The following is a 17,849-nucleotide window of genomic DNA, read 5'->3' on the forward strand; positions in this document are numbered from 1 at the left end:
GTATAAACTCCGCTAGACCACATTTGCAAGGAGGAAAACACAAGATGGCTAAAAACCGTGGTAAGAAGTACCAAGACGCGCTCAAGAAAGTTGACAGCAAGAAAGAATACGCTGTTAAGGACGCTGTCCAATTAGTAAAAGATATTGACTTTGCTAACTTTGACTCAACTGTTGAAGTAGCATTTAACTTAAACGTTGACACTAAGCAAGCAGACCAACAATTACGTGGTGCCGTTGTTTTACCAAACGGTACTGGTAAGGACCAAACTGTAATCGTATTTGCTAACGGTGAAAACGCCAAGGCTGCTGAAGCTGCTGGCGCTGACTTCGTTGGTGACGATGACTTAGTTGAAAAGATCCAAGACGGCTGGCTCGACTTTGATGTTGCAATCGCAACACCAGACATGATGCCTAAGGTAGGTCGTTTGGGTCGGGTCCTTGGTCCTAAGGGCTTAATGCCAAACCCTAAGACTGGTACAGTTACGATGGACGTTGCTAAGGCTGTTTCAGATGCCAAGGCTGGTCAAGTAACTTACCGGACTGACCGTGATGGTAACGTTGCTGTACCATTCGGTAAGGTTTCATTCGATACTGACAAGTTAGTTGAAAACTTGGCTACCTTAGAAGACATTGTCGCTAAGGCTCGTCCAGCTTCAGTACGTGGGACTTACATCAAGCACGCTTCAATCGCCTCAACATTCGGCCCAAGTGTAACGCTTGATTTAACAACATTTTAATTAGGCACCGCCTAGCTAGTAAAAGACTTCGGGGAATTTCCCCTGGAGTCTTTTTGTTTTTTAAAGAACTATTGGGAGAAAATGATGATTAAATTAGTAAAACAATGGCAGGCATTGTGCCTGTTTATGAGTGCGCTATTTCTTGGCCTTTGCTTTACCAGTGACGTATTTGGCAGTGACAGTCGTGATTATCAGATTAAAAGAGACGATGTTTATGTCAAAATTAATCGTGACGGTAGTGCCGATATGACACAGCAGGTTCACTATCATTTCAAGGGTAAATACCATGGCGTATTTATTGTGCAAGACTCAAGCGGGCTAGGCAAAATTAGTAATATTTTGGTCTCGCGTGATAATATACCATTATCCAAAATGGTAAGAGGTAACGGCGACTATGGCTTTGGGCTGGCGGAAAATGTCAAGGACCTAGATGATGATGAGATAAGTGATGACCCCCAAGATGTTGTGATGATGGGGGATGGGATCTTTTATCAGGTCAATACCAATGCTGATGGTGATGAAAAAAAAGGTGACTACCGGATTATCACGCGGGTTGATCCGGACAAAAGGGATCAGGTTATCACTTTCCAATATCACCTGAGTTCGGTCGCTAAACGATTTCAAGATACTGGTGAAATTAACTGGAAGATCATTGGAACAAGTTGGCAGCGAAAACTTGAAAATGTGAATGTTACGATTGATATGCCATCTGCCAAGGGCAAGCAGCACTTATGGGTTCACGGCGCCAAAATTAGTAGTCAAACTTGGAATAACCATACGTCAAGGGTTAAGCTTAGCGCCAAAAACGTTGATACTTACTTAGAAATCCATATGCTTTTTCCAACGGCAGCGATTGACGAAGCTCCATTGTATCATCGTGACCGTTACCAAGCCGTAATGAAGGCTGAACAAAAGCTCCAGCGATTAGCGGTATTTACAAATCGAGATAATCCGCTTAGTTACTTGTGGTCATCCTTAGCATTCATAATTCCATTTATCGTTTGCCTCCTTGGCTTACTTATATTTGGTCACCGTTACTTTAGAAGAAGAGATCGGGTGGCAGAAAAGCTCCACCGTTTTGATGTGCCATCAATGACTCCGATTGAGGTGGCTGCGATTTATCAGGATATTCATAATGATGACAGTGGAAACATTCCATTGGCGACTGAAATTGCGCGGTTGCAGTTAAAAGGGGTTATTGATGTAAAGGTTGAAGATGGCCAACAAACAATTACCTGGAAAAGTCTTAAGGGTCAGCAAATAGAATCACCGTTTATTTACTTTTTAACGCATCATTATGGTGACGAAAATTATACTGTTAGGCCAGAAGATATCCACAATGAATCTGGGAATGCCCTGTATCATAATTGGATGATTGTTCACAATAAGTGGATAGAAATGAGCAGTGACAAAGTAGGTGGTAAATCATTGGTTGATGCCATGTCATTTTTCTACCTACCGTTAATTATATTTATCGGAATATTATGGGCGCGTTTAATGGTTTACAGCCTGGGAATAGGAATAGTAATTCGGGCGATTATTCGAACTATTGAAATTTTCTTAATCGGTATCTTTGCTGTTTCCTTAATTAGACCGCTGGAAAAATTGCAAAAGAAGATTTTCGGCCCCTTTAATTACTATTCTAGTGGCATCCTATATTCATATGGCCTAGGCCTTGTTGCTTGCACCCTCATTAACCTAATTGGCAGTCTTTTTGGACCGGATGGCAGACAATTTGGAAACTGGTTTGGTCTTGATTTGGCGTTTGTTACCCAACCGATAGTTGTTGGAACAATTATTGCTGGTATCGTTATTCAGTTGTTGAACATGTTAATTGATTATCTCTTTACGGATTATGACGAGGCAGGCTACAAAAAAGCGGTTGAAGTTCTTCAGTTTAAGAGCATGATTCATGATATGGGCCACTTTGCGAAAAAAGATTTGCCTGATGAAACGCTCTGGGGAGAATACTACGTTTATGCTACCGCTGTTGGTGAGACCAAGAGCTTTATTAAAGGGCTAAAAGGACAATTTGGTGAAGAGGCAGTAGATAAGTCACTAAAACGGCAATTAAATGGCGACTATGACCAGCTTGCTAGTGGTTTATTTGTTGGCAGCTTTACTTCACAAATTATTGATAATGCAGAACAAATTCATACCGAAAGTTCATCCGACGGTTCGTTTAGCGGCGACTCCGGTGGTGGCTGGGGATCATCTGGTGGTTCCGGTGGCGATTCCGGTGGTGGAGCGTTCTAATAAAAATATTATTACCCTCTTCACAAGTCGTTATGCATATGTTATATTACTAATCAATGATAAAATGATTAGAAATTAATTAGAACTTATCATTAAAGTAAATTACCAAGGAGTGACGACAATGACACAATTTAAATTTTCAAAGCGTGTTCCAGCAGATGGTACGGATGCGGTTGGCGCAATTTTACAAGCAGCGGCGGATCCGCAAATTATTTCCTTTGCTGGTGGATTGCCGGCACCCGAACTCTTTCCTGTTAAAGAAATGAAAGCAGCGGTCGATCAGGTCTTTGACCAGCACGGCCAAGAAGCGATGCAGTATGGTGCTGCCAAAGGGGTTACCGCTTTGCGCAAGGTAATCCAGCAGCATGTCAAAGAAAAAGAGGATGTCGAAGCAGAATTGGCAAATGTCCTCGTGACGACCGGGTCTGAACAAGTGCTGGACCTTGTTGGGAAGGCCTTTGTTAACCCCGGTGATACGGTGTTAGTTGAACAACCAACTTATCTTTGTGCCCTGGATGTTTTCAAATCTTATGGCGCAGAGTTTGCGGGGGTTGAAATGGATGAGGACGGCATGAAGATGGATGCCCTCGAAAAAGCATTACAAGACCACCCCAACACTAAGTTAATCTATACTGTTCCTAACTTCCAAAACCCAACTGGGCGGACGATGACCGCGGAGCGCCGAAAGAAGTTAGCAGAATTAGCTGCGAAGTATGATGTCTACGTCTTAGAGGATAACCCATACGGGGAGATTCGTTTTGCTGGCGAGCATGTTCCAGCGGTGAAGTCCTTTGACAAGACGGGCCACGTCTTTTATATGAGTACCTTCTCCAAGACGTTAGCACCTGGTTTCCGTCTTGGCTGGGTAGTTGCCGACGAAGCAGTGGTTAATAAGCTGACCGTCCTCAAGCAGTCGGCCGACCTGCATACCGATAACCTGGTGCAGTTCGCAGTCGCCCAGTTCTTTGCCACTAATGACGTTGACGCTCACGTTCGCGAAATCAGCGACTTGTATGGGAAGCGGAAGAACTTGATGCTGGAAGGAATTAAAAAGTACTTCCCTGCCGGGGTGAAGTATACTGACCCAGAAGGGGGGATGTTCCTCTGGGTGGAGGTTCCCGGTGTTGATGACACGGTCGAACTATTTAACGAGTGCTTGAAACACAACGTGGCCTTTGTGCCAGGGGATCCTTTCTTTGCGGGAAAGCCACAACCAGGGGCCTTCCGCTTGAATTACTCCAACATGAAGGAAGACCAAATTGAAGTTGGCCTGAAGCGGTTAGGTGAAGCCCTTGCCGCAGCGGTCAAGTAAATAAATCTATTCAGCCATTAAAAGAAAAGTAAGGCCAACTGCGGTAAATCACGCTTGGTCTTACTTTTTCTTTTTGGACAATTAATGAAAAAATAGTTATTTCCCCTGTACTTGGAATTATTATATGACTATAATTGTTACTAATTACTTAGAGTTTAACTATTCGGGAGTTCATGTTCACGCCATTGTGAACGATAAGCATTATTAAAAATTTTCAAAAAGGAGTTTTTAATAATGGCTTTAATTAATTTTTTAACAGCATGGACGACAACCACTGTTATCTTGACCTTGTCAGTAATGTTTGGTGCTTCATTTATTATTAGCTTTATTTTTTGGCTTACGCACCACCAAAACTTACGCAAAGGCTAGTTAGATGGTTGCAACGATCTTCACCATTATTTGGTGTGTTGCACTGTTTATATTCCTGTTCTATTCGTTGATTAGTTTGCTTTTCCGGGCCTTTTCTTATCCCCGGGATTTTCAACGCTTTGCGGGAAATGAACAGCCAGAAGAAGTCGATCAGGAATTACGGTACTTTGTGATTGTGCCATGCTTCAATGAGGCCGCCGTTATCAAAAGAACGATCACCAAACTATTATCATTTAAGGAGTTTGAAGTGATTGTAGTTGATGATGCCAGTTCGGATAACTCGGTTGCCGAAATCAAGACAATTAATAGTTCGCGCCTGCACCTCTTACGGCGGTACGTGCCAAACGCTCACACGGAGAAGGGGGATGTCCTTAACTTTGCCTTAGACTACCTCTGCCAGATAGTGATCCGGGAAAAGACCCCGTTTGAGAAAACGATTGTCGGCGTAATTGATGCCGATGCCCAGCTGGCGCCTAATGCGGCCCAACGGCTAAATGCATACTTTTCATCGCCGGCAACAAATGTTACCCAGATGCGGGTAAAAATGTACCCGCGCTTTAAAAATGAGTTGCAGATATTGCAGGATATTGAATTTTTCAGCATCAATCATATGTCGCAAATCATGCGGATGTATACCAGGACGGTCGGCCTAAGCGGCAACGGCCAGTTCTTCCGGCTGGCGCCAATCCTCAAAAAAATTGGCAACCACCCCTGGGGAAATGCCTTGCTCGACGACTATGAGCTGACGATCAAAATGATGCTAAAGCGCCTGTACGTCGACTACATGACGGATACCTACGTTTACCAGGAAGCATTGACGTCGCCAAAACGGTTTATCCGGCAACGGAGCCGGTGGGTTCAGGGGGACCTAAATTGTCTCAAGTACCTACCGCGGATTGTCAAAAGTAAGGTACTGTCAGTAACCCAGAAACTGGGAATCTATTATTTCCTGATCCAGCCATGGGTTAACCTGCTAGCGGACTTTGCAGTCATTAGTTTGACAGTCGTGACCCTAATTCACTGGCAGGACCGTTTTGCCAGTATGCCATTGGCGATGATGATTGTGTCGCTTTCTGCCTTGCTGGTGATTTCCTTGTTCTGGGGAATTATCTTTGGTTTCTTTTATTATCATGACCTCAACCATTTCAATGAGCCGAAGCTAAAACTACGCCAACTGTTAATTTTGCCCCTGGGGATTTCATACATGTATATCATCCTCTTCTTTAGCATTATTATGGCCTTTTGGCGGTGGGCTTTTCATGAAAACTCATGGATTAAAACTGACCATGGAAAGAGTGTTAGCTGATGGCAAACAAAGATAGGTACAAATTAACTGCCGAAGAGAAAGCAAAGATGCTAAATGCGCTCGGCATAATGGAAGAGCAGGATGCAAATTCGACCAAAGAAGTGCAGAAGCAACGTAATTATGAAGGCTATCAAACTGCCTACAATCTTGGGGAAATCATCGGTGACCTGATTGATGATATTGTTGAGATTTTCATTAAGTAGATAGGAGAAAGAATGAGAAAGATTAAAGTAATGTCTGTCTTTGGTACCCGTCCAGAGGGGATCAAGATGGGCCCGGTTGTGCGCGCATTAGCAGAGGATGACCGCTTTTTATCAGTGGTTGTTTCAACTGGCCAGCACGCTGAAATGCTCCAGCAAGTCTTGGATGTTTTCGCAATTAGGCCCGACTATGACTTGAAAATCATGAAGCCGGGGCAGAGTCTGACGGCGATAACGATGACGACGATGAGCCGGTTGGAACCAATTGTGCAAAAAGAAAAGCCAGACATCGTGCTTGTCCATGGCGACACCAGTTCCGCTTATGCTGCTGCCTTAACGGCATTTTACAACCACGTTGCTATCGGGCATGTTGAGGCGGGATTGCGGACGTGGAATAAGTATTCCCCTTATCCAGAAGAGATGAACCGGCAGATGATTGACGATTTAGCCGACTTATACTTTGCGCCAACCGCGACGAGCGCGCATAACTTACGGTTGAGTAACCACCAGCAGGGGATTACGATCACCGGGAATACGGCAATTGATGCCTTGCACTACACGATTAACGAAGATTACCACCATGACGTCTTAAATGAAATTGACCCCCACCACCGGATTATCTTATTGACGATGCACCGGCGGGAAAACTGGGGAATGCCGATGGCAGAGACCTTTAAGGCAATCAAGCACGTGGTTGACCAGCGGCCAGACCTCGAAGTTATTTACCCCGTTCACTTGAATCCTAAGGTGCGTGATGTCGCAAATGCGATTCTCGGGAATGATCCGCAGTTTCACCTGATTGACCCGCTGGATGTGGTTGACTTTCACAACCTAATGAGCAAGTCGCTGCTCGTGATGAGTGACTCCGGTGGGGTCCAGGAAGAGGCACCAGCTTTGCATAAGCCCGTCCTGGTGCTCCGGGATACAACGGAACGACCAGAAGGGGTAGAGGCAGGGACCTTAAAGCTGGTGGGTAACCACTATGATGAAGTTGCCGCCCAGTTGACGTCGTTGCTTGACGATCCTGCTGAATACCAGCAGATGAGCCAGGCGCAAAACCCATACGGGGACGGCCATGCCAGTGAGCGGATCCTCGACGCAATCGCTAGCTGGGCAGCCGCTAATTAAAATCTTGAAAAATCCCTTTACAGAACTTTTGGAACTATGTTATACTCTAAAAGTTGATTAATATGACTCTGCCTAAGACTCAGGTGGCGAAAGCCTTAATCTAATGCCTGCCGAGGAAGAAATGTAAATTCCTTCTCTATGTCTGCGGTCATAGGGATTTTTTTGTAAATCCGATCAAAATACATTGCAGGAGGTGAAAATTCATGAGTGAAGCAGCTATTGCTAAAAAGGCTGAAATTGTTAAGCAAACTGTTGAATTGATTAACAATGCTGAAACAGCTATCGTTGTTGACTACCGTGGTTTAACTGTTGAAGAAGTTACTGACTTACGTAAGCAACTTCGTGACGCCGGTGTTAAGATGTCAGTTATCAAGAACAAGATTCTTGACCGTGCCGTTGAAGGGACTGACTACGAAGACCTTCGGAGTACCTTTGTTGGCCCAACTGCAGTTGCCTTCTCTGACGAAGACCCAATTGCCCCAGCTAAGATCTTGAAGAAGTTCGCCGATGACCACGACGCTCTTGAAATCAAGGGTGGCTTCATCGAAAAGAGTGTTAAGACTCTTGACGAAATCAACGAATACGCTACTATGCCAGGTCGTGAAGACTTGCTCTCAATGCTTGCATCTGCATTACAAGATCCTATGCGGAAGATTGCACGTGCAGTCAAGGCTATTGCCGACAAGGAAGACGAAGCCGCATAATATGCGTGTATCGCTACAATATACAATCAAAATTAATTACCTAAATATTGGAGGAAATAATCATGGCTTTTGATAAGGATGCTATCATTGCTTCATTAAAGGAAGCATCAATCTCTGACCTTAACGACTTAGTTAAGGCAATCGAAGAAGAATTCGACGTTTCTGCTGCTGCTCCAGTTGCAGTTGCCGGTGCTGCCGGTGGCGACGCTGCTGCTAAGGACAGCTTCACTGTTGAATTGACTGAAGCAGGTTCTGCTAAGGTTAAGGTTATCAAGGCAGTTAAGGACATCACTGGTGCAGGTCTTAAGGACGCTAAGGACCTTGTTGATGGTGCTCCATCTGTTATCAAGGAAGACGTTAAGGAAGACGAAGCTAACGACATCAAGGAAAAGCTTGAAGCCGCTGGTGCTACTGTTACCCTTAAGTAGTCTAACTTCATTAAATAAAAAAGAGGCTAAGCTTTGCTTGGCCTCTTTTTTTGCCCTCAACATACTTGTTCCCCTAATGTTCTGCAATGAGACAATGAGTTACTATTGAGCGTGTTGTTTCGCTAAGGACTATAGTACAATAAATGTATAGAAGGGCGGAAACGCTTTCAAACTATAATAAGGGGGAGATCTTATGTTGTTCCAAGTTTACGGTGACGGTGCCGGCTGGCAACTGCTTGGCTGGTTACTGGTATTTGTTTGCTTGATTGTTGCCAACGAGATTGCCCGGCGCAGTCGAATTGGTGGCTTGTTCTTCTTTGTTGTTTTACCGATTGTCCTGACGATATACTTTGCAGTTATTTATATTTGTGCGGCACAGGGACAGTCGTGGGCGCTTCATAATCAGACCTATGTCCATATGAACAGCTGGTTCCACTATGCTAAGCTGTATGCGGCAACTTTCGGTTGTATTGGGTTTATGATTTTGAAGTACCACTGGGGGAAGCTTGGTAAAGCATACTGGTTCAAGTGCTTCCCGTTTGTAATTGTTGCGATTAACATCTTCATCGCTGTTGGTAGTGACTTCGAATCTGCTATTCGGGGGATGAACGCCTTACAGACGACGGGGAGCCAATGGTGGTTATCTTCGGAAGGTGTTTGGCTTTACGGTGGTTGGTGGAACGTCTTAAACGGAATCGCCGGCATCATCAACGTCTTCTGTATGACTGGTTGGTTTGGAATTTACTCCTCCAAGAACGAGGACGATATGTTATGGCCAGACATGATTTGGCTCTTCATCCTTGCTTACGATGTTTGGAACTTTGAATACACGTACAGCAACTTGCCAACCCACTCATGGTACTGTGGGGTTGCCTTATTGCTTGCCCCAACTTTTGCGGCCGCAATTTGGAACAAGGGTGGTTGGATCCAAAACCGGGCCAACACCCTGGCACTCTGGTGTATGTTTGCCCAGGTACTGCCAACGTTCCAGGACGGCGGAAAGTTTGCGGTGCTCCCAGTTCTCTACAAGAACGGGGTAATGAACCCTGCCGTTCATCCAGGGGCTGCTGACCCAACGATGATGGGGGTCATTGCTGTTCTTTCATTAGCAATCAACGTGGTTGTCTTTGCGATTATTTGGAAGCGGGCAAGAAAGATGGGCGTCAACCCATACACCCAAGAAGTATTCGTTGGTACGAAGGACTTTGAGGAAGCAATGGCACGTGCGAAGTAATGATGTAATCATTTTTTCAAGACGGATGGATATTGACTGCTTACGTTTAAGCAGAATGTTATGAATAACGAAAGGATCATGAAGCACCAAAATGGGTAGTGCTCATGATCCTTTTTTAATACGGATGGATATGGCTGCTTACTCTATTGCAATTAAAGCCTAATGGTGTATTATGAACCATGTAAGCCCTAATTAGTTTACAAGAGCAGAATAAAAAGAACCGTATAATAAGAAACTTATATTTAATGAATTGATAAAGGATACAAAACGGTGATAAGGATGTATCTTGAGGCAATTGTTAGACTCAATCAGTGTGGTTAAGCGTATTAGATAAGATGATCAGATTGAGGTAATAATCGTTCTCTAGTCGTAGCCTTATCTTTAGCGAATACATTTTCGTTATGTATCTCATCGTATACATGGATTTTTCAATTTATAATGTAGGAATTTTATTATACGGTTTTTTTGCCCTGCTTTTATTGTGAGAAGATGTTGGTCATGTAATAAAGGAGTTGGCACTTTATGAATCCAATTGGTTTCTGTAACAACGTTGATAAGGCTAAGGCAAATTCACAAGGCTTCTTGAAGACGTCCTATACCCAAAATAGCACAATTTTTGGGAAAAATACCTTTCTACCACTAAAACATAATGAAGCGCAAAACGACAATGTTTTAGTACTTGGTGGAAGTGGAACGGGGAAAACTCACTCTTTTGTCGAGCCAAATGTTTTACAGGCCAATGCCAATTTCATCATTGCAGATGCAAAGGGGGATATTTTAAATAATGTCGGTAGTAGTTTGCAGGCCGAGGGGTACAAGATTAAAGTACTTAACTTAATTGATCCGACAAAATCAATGACGTACAACCCGCTTGCATATCTATCGAATCAAATGGCAGTACTCTCTTTTGCTCGTCAGTTAGTTGGTAAGGATCGGGCCAACACTACAGATCCCTTTTGGATAAACGGACCGGCCACCATTATTGCCGCCTTAATTATGTTTGTAAAAGAGTTTCTCCCAGAAGAAGAACAAACAATGGGAGCGGTAACACGTTTATTTGAAATGCTAAACAGAATTGATTCTGATGTTACCTCAATCCTGAAGGGTCTCGGTGAAAAGGATGAAAGAGTAGCATATATCTTTAGTGGCGGACTTTATGATGATGGTACGGATGGTGAAGTCACAATTGGGGAGCGTCTATTTCAGTATGCGGAAGAAAAGAATCCGCTGTCGAATGCGCTGAAGCTATGGAATAGTATTAAAGATACGAAAGGATCTGATAAAACATGGGGTAGTCTATTATCTATTGCTGGTACAGCGCTTGCGCCATACTCGATCAAAGAAATTGATGAGTTATTGAGTAACAACCAAATCGCCTTTACTGAATTGACTAACCCGAAGACAGCACTATTTGTGTTATATGATGATGCAGATTCATCAAAGAACTTCCTTTTTAGCGTATTTGTTAAGCAATTGTTTGACTACTTATATAAGTATGCTTTCAAACAAACAGAGAAAAAGTTACCAGTCAAGGTACGCTTTTTCCTTGATGACTTTAAGAACATTGATGTACCAAACTTTGAAGACTATCTTGCTACCGCACGAAGTAGGAATATCTCGATTTGTATGATGCTTCAAGATGAATCTCAACTTCGGGCAAAATTTAAGGACGCTGCGCCAAGCATTATTGGTAACTGTAGCGCCTATCTTCTAACAGGAACAATGGATCTAACAATGGCTGAGGACGCAGCCAAACGCTTTAATATGACCCCGAAGGCAATTAGGAGCCTCGACAGTGACAATTTTCTGTTAGATGTTGGCGGAGAAGTTAGTGTGGCTAAGCGCTATGACTATCGCTTGCATCCTAATTATCGGGATAAAAAATATGATTTCGCGCAACTTGAGATTAATCCAATTCCAGAAAATGAACGGTGGGCAAGTCTAATCGAGCTACTCAAGAATCTTCCCGACGAAGAGCAAGTCAGTTTAAAGGAAATTAGGGATTTTGTTGGTGGAACAACAGACGATTCAACGAATGAGGATGAGCTAGACCAAGATACGGAAAATGGGGAATACGCTGATGGATTAACGCTGGATATGGATGATTTAGACTTTGGTGATGATTTGGTAAATAACGACAGAAAGGCAAGCTGAAGATAAAATGGGACAGAAAAAAACAATTCAACAACTTATTCTGAGCTGTGAAAACCTTGATTATTTAACCATTCCCAAAGAAGCTATTTTGACACTGGAGTTATCTTATGTGCTGACAAATGACCTTTCACACAAGGGGATATCCTTAGAGCTAGATGGAGCAGTCTTGGGGCGCATTAAGGCTTACCCTTATGATACAGAAATTGACATGAGAATTGATGAGAGAATTGTCGCATTCAATGATGTTGATTCGGTTAAATTAGTTTTTGCTGATGGGACCGAAAGATGGTGGAATGTTCCATATGACGGTCAAGATGATGATTCTAATGGTTTAATGACGACTAAAGTAGAAAGTTGGTTTGGCGAACAAAGATTCAATAAACTATTGCCGCGGGAACTACTAGATGGGGACTATAAAGGGATTGATTATGCTGAGAAATTATTTATAACTATTAAGTAAAGAAGACGGGGAAATTGATATTAAGTTAGATGGCGCTCAGGGACAATCTGAGTGCTTTTTTATTATCGATAGGGGAAACCAGGATACTAGCACAAAGACTAGATGTTCATAGAACTATTTGCATCGTGGATCGTAAAGCCGCACAAATTTCAATAATGGCCGCCAGCATTCAGTCACGTGAACGCTGGCGGCCATTAGCATCTGCCCATTATTTTTGGCTATTTTGTTCTTTTAATAAGGTTGCAATTTCCTTGAGATATTGGGCTTCTTCGCTTGGTTTAGCATCCTTTTTCTTGTCATCTTCCTTCTTGCGGAACTTATTAATCGCCTTCACCATCAAGAAGACAACGAAGGAGATAATCAAGAAGTTGATGACCGCATTTAGAAAACTACCGTACTTAAATTGGGCATCGCCAACCGTCCACACCAAGTTTGACAGGTCAATCTTACCGATGAAGATCCCGATTAAGGGGTTAATCAGGTTGTTGACCAGCGACTTCACAATGGAGGTAAAAGCAGCCCCGACGATAATTCCGACTGCCATGTCGATCACATTCCCCCGCGCGATGAAGTCTTTAAATTCTTTGATCATTCTTACGCCTCCTTTAAATTTGTAAGTTAATTTAATGTACCCTAATTTTAGCAGATAAGCGTTGCTAATTGTTGCATTTTGCGACAAAAGGGGACGATTATTTAACGAAAATTAAAATATAATTTCTTCTTGCATACTGTATCGTCATCTTATATTATATGATGTATAATATAGTTGGAAGCAAAGGAGGGAGAGCATGAAAATTCAAATTACTGCTGACCTGCTGGACGGGATGGTCCTCGCAATCCTCGAACACGATGATTATTATGGCTATGCCCTGACGCAGCGAATGCAAGAAGCAATTACTATTTCTGAGTCGACGATGTACCCGGTTTTGCGGCGGTTAAAAAAGGACGGCTATTTGACGACTTATGACCAGCCGTACCAGGGGCGCAACCGCCGTTATTATCAGATCACCGCTGAAGGTAAAGAGCACTTGGCGCGGGTACGGAAACTCTGGAATGACTATAAGGAGAGCCTCGACGGGATTTTCAATGCGAGCGAGAAGGGGGAGAGTAAAGATGAATGAACGTGAAAAGTATATCGCGAACTTAGCGACGTATTTGAAGCCACTGACAGATGATGAGCGGAACGACGCGCTTGAATTTTATGATGAGTATATCGTTGATGCTGGGCTGGCCAGCCAAGCGGCAATTGAAGAGAAATTAGGGACGCCGCGGCAGCTAAGCTATAAAATCCTCGCTGACTATTCGATTAAGTCCAATGAGGAGTCAAAAAAGGATGGCCGCCCCGGGTCAACTCATTCTAGCTGGCGGGTATTCTGGTGGGTATTAATTGCGATTATTACCTCGCCGATTACCTTCGGCCTAGGGATTGTCATGTTAGGTATCCTGATAATGGCAGTGTCACTAGTAGCTGGTCTGGCAATTGGGGCAGTTGGTCTGGTGCTTGGGCTGATTTTTGCTGCTGGAGTGACCATCTACTCCGGGGTGGGGGTAATTGCGAGTGCACCATTTACCGGCCTGTTTTATCTTGGGGTTGGTTTGAGCATGCTGGGCTTGTTTTTTGTCTGCCTGCCGCTCTTATATTGGTTTATCCGCCTGCTGGTCCAGGGGGTTGCCAACCTCGCCAAGTACCTGTACAACAAGATCCAAACAAGGAGGGGTAACAAATGAAAAAGTTATTTAACATCGGCTGGATTATCTTAGTCATCGGGCTGGTGATGCTCGCGGTTGGCTATTTCAACGGGGGTAACAAGACAATTAACTTTAATAATGGTCGCCCGGAAATCATTACCAAGCGCACACAACAGCTAAGCACGAACAAGCAATTTGACCGCCTTAACCTGGATGTTAGTACGGCTGATGTAGTTATTAAGCAGGGAAAGAAGTACCAGGTTACTTATTATGGTAAGAGTAACGCCCCAACGGCTAGGCTGAACGGCAAGACCATGACGATTAAGCAAAAGAGCATTAATTTCCAGGTTAACTTTAGTGTCAACCATGATGATTACCAAGACCTAATCGTAATTACCGTTCCTAAGGATAAGAAGCTGACGGGACAGCTTAACCTCAGCGACGGCGACCTGTGGATTTCAAAGGTCACGCTTGATAAGATGGCAGTCGATACTGGCGCTGGTGACGTTTCCTATGATCGGGTGAAGGTAATTGGTGGCCAGACGACCCTTTCTGAAGGTGACTTTACCGGCCAGCAGCTGCAAGTCGATGGCCACTATACGGTTCACAATGATGAAGGTGACAATACCGTTACTGACACCACGGTTGATGGTTACTATTTACACACTGATGATGGTGATAATAACCTTAACGGTGAAGATAAGGGGGACCAGACCTTGACCACTAACGATGGAGCAGTCAATGTCTTACGGTTAATTACCACGGAAGGGGATAACCAGGTCAATTAATTGTTGCATTAAAGACATATCGGAAAATCGGGGAAAATAAAGATTGAGGAGTAATTTTTATGACGGGAAAAAGAACCCACCGCTTGACACGGTTACAAGCATTTTTTTCTTCACGGAAACGGCGTTGGCTGTTAGCAATCGGCCTCGTCATTGTTGTCTTGTTGGTCGTCGTTGCGATTCGCCATGCTAATGGCCAGCAAGATCAACAGGAGCATGAATACAATATTTTAAAGGTTAGTGCCCAGAGTGATTTTGCCCTGAATGGGAAGATTGCGCCGGTGCAAACGCAGACACTAACCCTCCCATCGGGGAACTTGCAGAGCCTTAACGTCAAGAATGGCGACCACGTCACCCAGGGGCAGGCAATTTTGACGATGCACAACGATGACACCCAGGACAGTGTCACCGACCTCCAGGGGGACCTGCAGAAGAGTCAGCGGACAATGAATGCCCAACAACAGACGATTGCGAACCTGCGTCAGCAGATGGGCGGCATGTCAAGCAGTGATGAGGGTTATTCCGACCTCCAGAGCCAATTAACCGAGGCCCAGAATGCCTATGCGGACGCCCAGGCGAGCGTTAATGCAACCCAGCAACGGTTAAACACGACGGCTGGTAAGGTCAACCAGACACTAACGGCCCCCTTTGCCGGGTACGTGACAATTGACCAGTCCAAACAAGGGGCGCCGGTCGTTACCCTCTACTCCGACACCCTTCAATTTGTCGGCCAGGTCTCAGAATATGACTATGCTAAGTTTCACCAGGATGCTAGTCTCCGGGTGAAAGCACTAGCCACTAACCATGCGGAAAATACCCGGGTCAATTACCTCGCGGTTGTCCCCAGCAAGGATAGCGGGAATAATTCGAAGTATGAATTAACCGCTAACGTTAACGGGACCAAGTTTATGGCGGGGCAGACTGCCAAGGCCCTTCTCAAGCAAGATACCCTTCAGATCCCGAAAGCGGCCGTCCGGCATGGGAAAGTATTTATCGTGGACGGGGATGGCCGTGTCCGGGCAAGCCAGGTTAGCGGCCATGCCGTTAATAGCTACTACGTGGTTGATGATGGCTTAGATGCCGGTGACCGGATTGTGACGAACCCGAATAAGCACTTGAAAGATAACATGAAGGTTGATCATGATGATTGAGCTAGCAAAGATTAACAAGTACTACCAACAGGGGACCAACCGTTTTCACGTCCTTCATGACATTAGTATTAACATCGCCCAGGGAGAACTGGTCGCAATCATTGGTGAGTCTGGTTCGGGAAAGTCGACCTTGATTAATATCATCGGCTTTCTTGATGAAGACTTTTCGGGAACCTACTTTTACCAGGGCAGGGCAATCCACGAACTGTCGCGGAAGCAGTTTTCCCGTTTACGGAACCGCAACGTCGGCTTTGTCTTTCAAAACTTCAAGTTACTACGCGAACAGACCGTTGCCGAAAACGTCGCCTTGCCATTGCTATATGCCGGGAAGCGGCGGAAGGAGATCAATGAGCGGGTCCACGAGGTGTTGGACCAGGTCGGCCTGGGAGATTATGCAGACCAGTTTCCGAAGAATATGTCGGGTGGTCAACAGCAACGGGTGTCGATTGCCCGGGCGATCGCGACGAATCCCCAGTTCTTAATCGCTGATGAGCCAACTGGGGCCCTGGATACAGAGACCAGCCAAGAGATCATGGACCTCTTTAAGCACCTTAACCGTGATGAGGGGACGACGGTGATCATGGTTACCCACGACCCCCACGTCGCGGCCCAGTGTGAGCGGGTGGTTAAGATCATCGACGGCCGGATTGTCAGTGATAGTAAGGGAGGGATGCTTAATGCAGACTCTTGAGCTAGTTAAGACCGCCGTGCAATCATTAAAGGCCAATAAGAAGCGGAGTTTTCTAACGATTATTGGGATCATGATTGGGATTGCGGCGGTGATTACGATTCTGGGGATTGGTGATGGGATCACCCAGACGATGTATGATAAATTTGGTAATAACGCCAAGCAAGGCCAGCAGACGACGGAGATTATCTATACACCTGATAACATCAATTCATCAACCTATGGCTTCACCGAAAACGAACTCGATGGGATTAGGACCCAGTTCGGCGGTGAGGTGAAGAAGGTACAGATCGAAAAAGAAACGGACAACCTGTCGACTCAGGCCGAGATTGGGGACTTAAATAAGACAATCAGCCTGAGCCTAGTAACAAAACCGGTGCGGCAAGTGAAGCTAATTGCTGGTAAGAACTTTACCAGTGCTGGCCTGCAAAGCGGAGAAGCCAGCGCCCTGATGAGTGCCGCCGTAGCGAAAAAGCAGTACGGGACGGCGCAAAATGCCCTGGGGACGACGGTGATGGTTGGCAATACCACTTACCAGGTCATCGGGGTTTACCAGACCCAGGGCCAGTATACGGACGCTGGTGACCAGAATACTTACGGCGTTAACTTCTTACTGCCCAAGGACGTTTATTACCAGGGTGACGATGTTAAACAGGGTGATACGCTTAAGTTGACCTTTAACCAGGGAGAAAATGCCAGTGGGATTTCCCGCCGGATTGCCAAGTACCTGAAAAAATCCGGTGCGGCAGCGAGTCAGGGGACCTACGAGTACCTCGACATGGAAAAGGCCTTAAAACAGTTCTCTTCCCAGATGAGTATCATCACGACCTTCATCAGCTTTATTGCGGCAATTTCCTTATTCATAGCCGGAATCGGGGTGATGAACATGATGTACATTTCAGTTTCCGAGCGAACCCAGGAAATTGGGATCCGGTTGGCTGTCGGGGCGACCCCCTTTAACATCATGATGCAGTTCTTGATTGAAGCGGTGATGTTAACTTTGACCGGGGGCTTGCTCGGCTTTCTCGGTGGGGCCGGGTTAGCGCACCTGCTAGCACCGCTGATGTCGAACGCCGTTAGCGGGGCAGCGATCCATATCCATGCCCATATTTCGCTCAATGCCTTCTTGCTGGCCTTTGGGACGTCAGCAGCGGTTGGCTTGATCTTTGGAATTCTACCAGCCCGGCAGGCAGCCAATAAAAACCTCATTGATATTTTACGGTAAACAAAAAGCTTTGCGATTGGTTT

19 protein-coding genes and 1 other annotated feature are annotated in these 17,849 nt (G+C 44.9%); of the genes, 18 read left to right on the forward strand and 1 reads right to left on the reverse strand.

Annotated elements, in window-relative coordinates; all coding sequences use genetic code 11:
* Positions 1-44 precede the first annotated feature (44 nt).
* From rplA to CZ502_RS06475, 12 genes are all read left to right on the forward strand, one after another.
* The gene (rplA, locus tag CZ502_RS06420) at positions 45-737 is read left to right on the forward strand and encodes a 50S ribosomal protein L1 (protein ID WP_076460745.1); all 693 of its coding nucleotides are present in this window, start codon (positions 45-47) and stop codon (positions 735-737) included.
* An 81-nt stretch (positions 738-818) separates the two neighbouring features.
* On the forward strand, positions 819-2,993 hold the full coding sequence (locus CZ502_RS06425) for a DUF2207 domain-containing protein (protein WP_083673333.1): 2,175 nt from the start codon (positions 819-821) through the stop codon (positions 2,991-2,993).
* 121 nt (positions 2,994-3,114) lie between these two features.
* Positions 3,115-4,305 (forward strand): aminotransferase-like domain-containing protein, encoded by a 1,191-nt coding sequence (locus CZ502_RS06430; protein WP_076460749.1) that lies wholly within the window; start codon positions 3,115-3,117, stop codon positions 4,303-4,305.
* Positions 4,306-4,539: 234 nt separating this feature from the next.
* Positions 4,540-4,674 carry a hypothetical protein gene (locus tag CZ502_RS10940; RefSeq protein ID WP_255372236.1) on the forward strand — a complete coding sequence of 45 codons (135 nt, stop codon included), beginning with the start codon at positions 4,540-4,542 and terminating at the stop codon, positions 4,672-4,674.
* Positions 4,675-4,678: 4 nt separating this feature from the next.
* A complete protein-coding gene (locus CZ502_RS06440) occupies positions 4,679-5,980 on the forward strand; it encodes a glycosyltransferase family 2 protein (protein WP_076460752.1) in 1,302 nt (433 codons plus the stop codon).
* A complete protein-coding gene (locus CZ502_RS06445) occupies positions 5,980-6,183 on the forward strand; it encodes a hypothetical protein (protein WP_076460755.1) in 204 nt (67 codons plus the stop codon). The genes CZ502_RS06440 and CZ502_RS06445 overlap by 1 nt, the downstream gene beginning before the upstream one ends.
* A gap of 12 nt (positions 6,184-6,195) precedes the next feature.
* Entirely contained in the window at positions 6,196-7,308 is a 1,113-nt protein-coding gene (gene wecB / locus CZ502_RS06450) for a non-hydrolyzing UDP-N-acetylglucosamine 2-epimerase (protein WP_076460758.1), read from the forward strand.
* Positions 7,309-7,361: 53 nt separating this feature from the next.
* Positions 7,362-7,480, forward strand: a sequence feature (ribosomal protein L10 leader region).
* Positions 7,481-7,511: 31 nt separating this feature from the next.
* Entirely contained in the window at positions 7,512-8,012 is a 501-nt protein-coding gene (gene rplJ, locus CZ502_RS06455; protein WP_076460761.1) for a 50S ribosomal protein L10, read from the forward strand.
* 62 nt (positions 8,013-8,074) lie between these two features.
* Positions 8,075-8,440 carry a 50S ribosomal protein L7/L12 gene (rplL, locus tag CZ502_RS06460; protein ID WP_076460764.1) on the forward strand — a complete coding sequence of 122 codons (366 nt, stop codon included), beginning with the start codon at positions 8,075-8,077 and terminating at the stop codon, positions 8,438-8,440.
* A gap of 193 nt (positions 8,441-8,633) precedes the next feature.
* The gene (locus CZ502_RS06465) at positions 8,634-9,674 is read left to right on the forward strand and encodes a DUF5692 family protein (RefSeq protein WP_076460767.1); all 1,041 of its coding nucleotides are present in this window, start codon (positions 8,634-8,636) and stop codon (positions 9,672-9,674) included.
* A gap of 522 nt (positions 9,675-10,196) precedes the next feature.
* Positions 10,197-11,828 carry a VirD4-like conjugal transfer protein, CD1115 family gene (locus tag CZ502_RS06470; protein WP_076460770.1) on the forward strand — a complete coding sequence of 544 codons (1,632 nt, stop codon included), beginning with the start codon at positions 10,197-10,199 and terminating at the stop codon, positions 11,826-11,828.
* A gap of 7 nt (positions 11,829-11,835) precedes the next feature.
* Entirely contained in the window at positions 11,836-12,288 is a 453-nt protein-coding gene (locus CZ502_RS06475) for a hypothetical protein (protein WP_076460773.1), read from the forward strand.
* Positions 12,289-12,496: 208 nt separating this feature from the next.
* Here the strand turns inward: CZ502_RS06475 and mscL are convergent, their stop codons facing one another.
* Entirely contained in the window at positions 12,497-12,880 is a 384-nt protein-coding gene (gene mscL, locus CZ502_RS06480; RefSeq protein ID WP_076460775.1) for a large-conductance mechanosensitive channel protein MscL, read from the reverse strand.
* A 196-nt stretch (positions 12,881-13,076) separates the two neighbouring features.
* Between mscL and CZ502_RS06485 the strand changes: the two genes are divergently transcribed.
* The 6 genes from CZ502_RS06485 to CZ502_RS06510 are packed head-to-tail and all read left to right on the forward strand — an operon-like array spanning position 13,077 to position 17,826.
* Positions 13,077-13,409 carry a PadR family transcriptional regulator gene (locus tag CZ502_RS06485; protein ID WP_076460778.1) on the forward strand — a complete coding sequence of 111 codons (333 nt, stop codon included), beginning with the start codon at positions 13,077-13,079 and terminating at the stop codon, positions 13,407-13,409.
* The gene (locus CZ502_RS06490; protein ID WP_076460781.1) at positions 13,402-14,016 is read left to right on the forward strand and encodes a DUF1700 domain-containing protein; all 615 of its coding nucleotides are present in this window, start codon (positions 13,402-13,404) and stop codon (positions 14,014-14,016) included. Before CZ502_RS06485 ends, CZ502_RS06490 begins: the two co-directional genes overlap by 8 nt.
* A complete protein-coding gene (locus CZ502_RS06495; RefSeq protein WP_076460783.1) occupies positions 14,013-14,765 on the forward strand; it encodes a DUF4097 family beta strand repeat-containing protein in 753 nt (250 codons plus the stop codon). Before CZ502_RS06490 ends, CZ502_RS06495 begins: the two co-directional genes overlap by 4 nt.
* Before the next feature lie 59 nt (positions 14,766-14,824).
* Complete coding sequence (locus CZ502_RS06500; protein ID WP_076460785.1) at positions 14,825-15,913, forward strand: efflux RND transporter periplasmic adaptor subunit; 1,089 nt, start codon at positions 14,825-14,827, stop codon at positions 15,911-15,913.
* Positions 15,906-16,604: an ABC transporter ATP-binding protein gene (locus CZ502_RS06505; protein WP_076462325.1), complete on the forward strand. Its 699-nt coding sequence runs from the start codon at positions 15,906-15,908 to the stop codon at positions 16,602-16,604. The genes CZ502_RS06500 and CZ502_RS06505 overlap by 8 nt, the downstream gene beginning before the upstream one ends.
* The gene (locus tag CZ502_RS06510) at positions 16,591-17,826 is read left to right on the forward strand and encodes an ABC transporter permease (RefSeq protein WP_076460788.1); all 1,236 of its coding nucleotides are present in this window, start codon (positions 16,591-16,593) and stop codon (positions 17,824-17,826) included. Before CZ502_RS06505 ends, CZ502_RS06510 begins: the two co-directional genes overlap by 14 nt.
* The last annotated feature ends 23 nt before the right edge of the window (positions 17,827-17,849 follow it).

It is taken from the genome of Limosilactobacillus caccae (assembly GCF_900156885.1).
Lineage (GTDB): Bacteria > Bacillota > Bacilli > Lactobacillales > Lactobacillaceae > Limosilactobacillus > Limosilactobacillus caccae.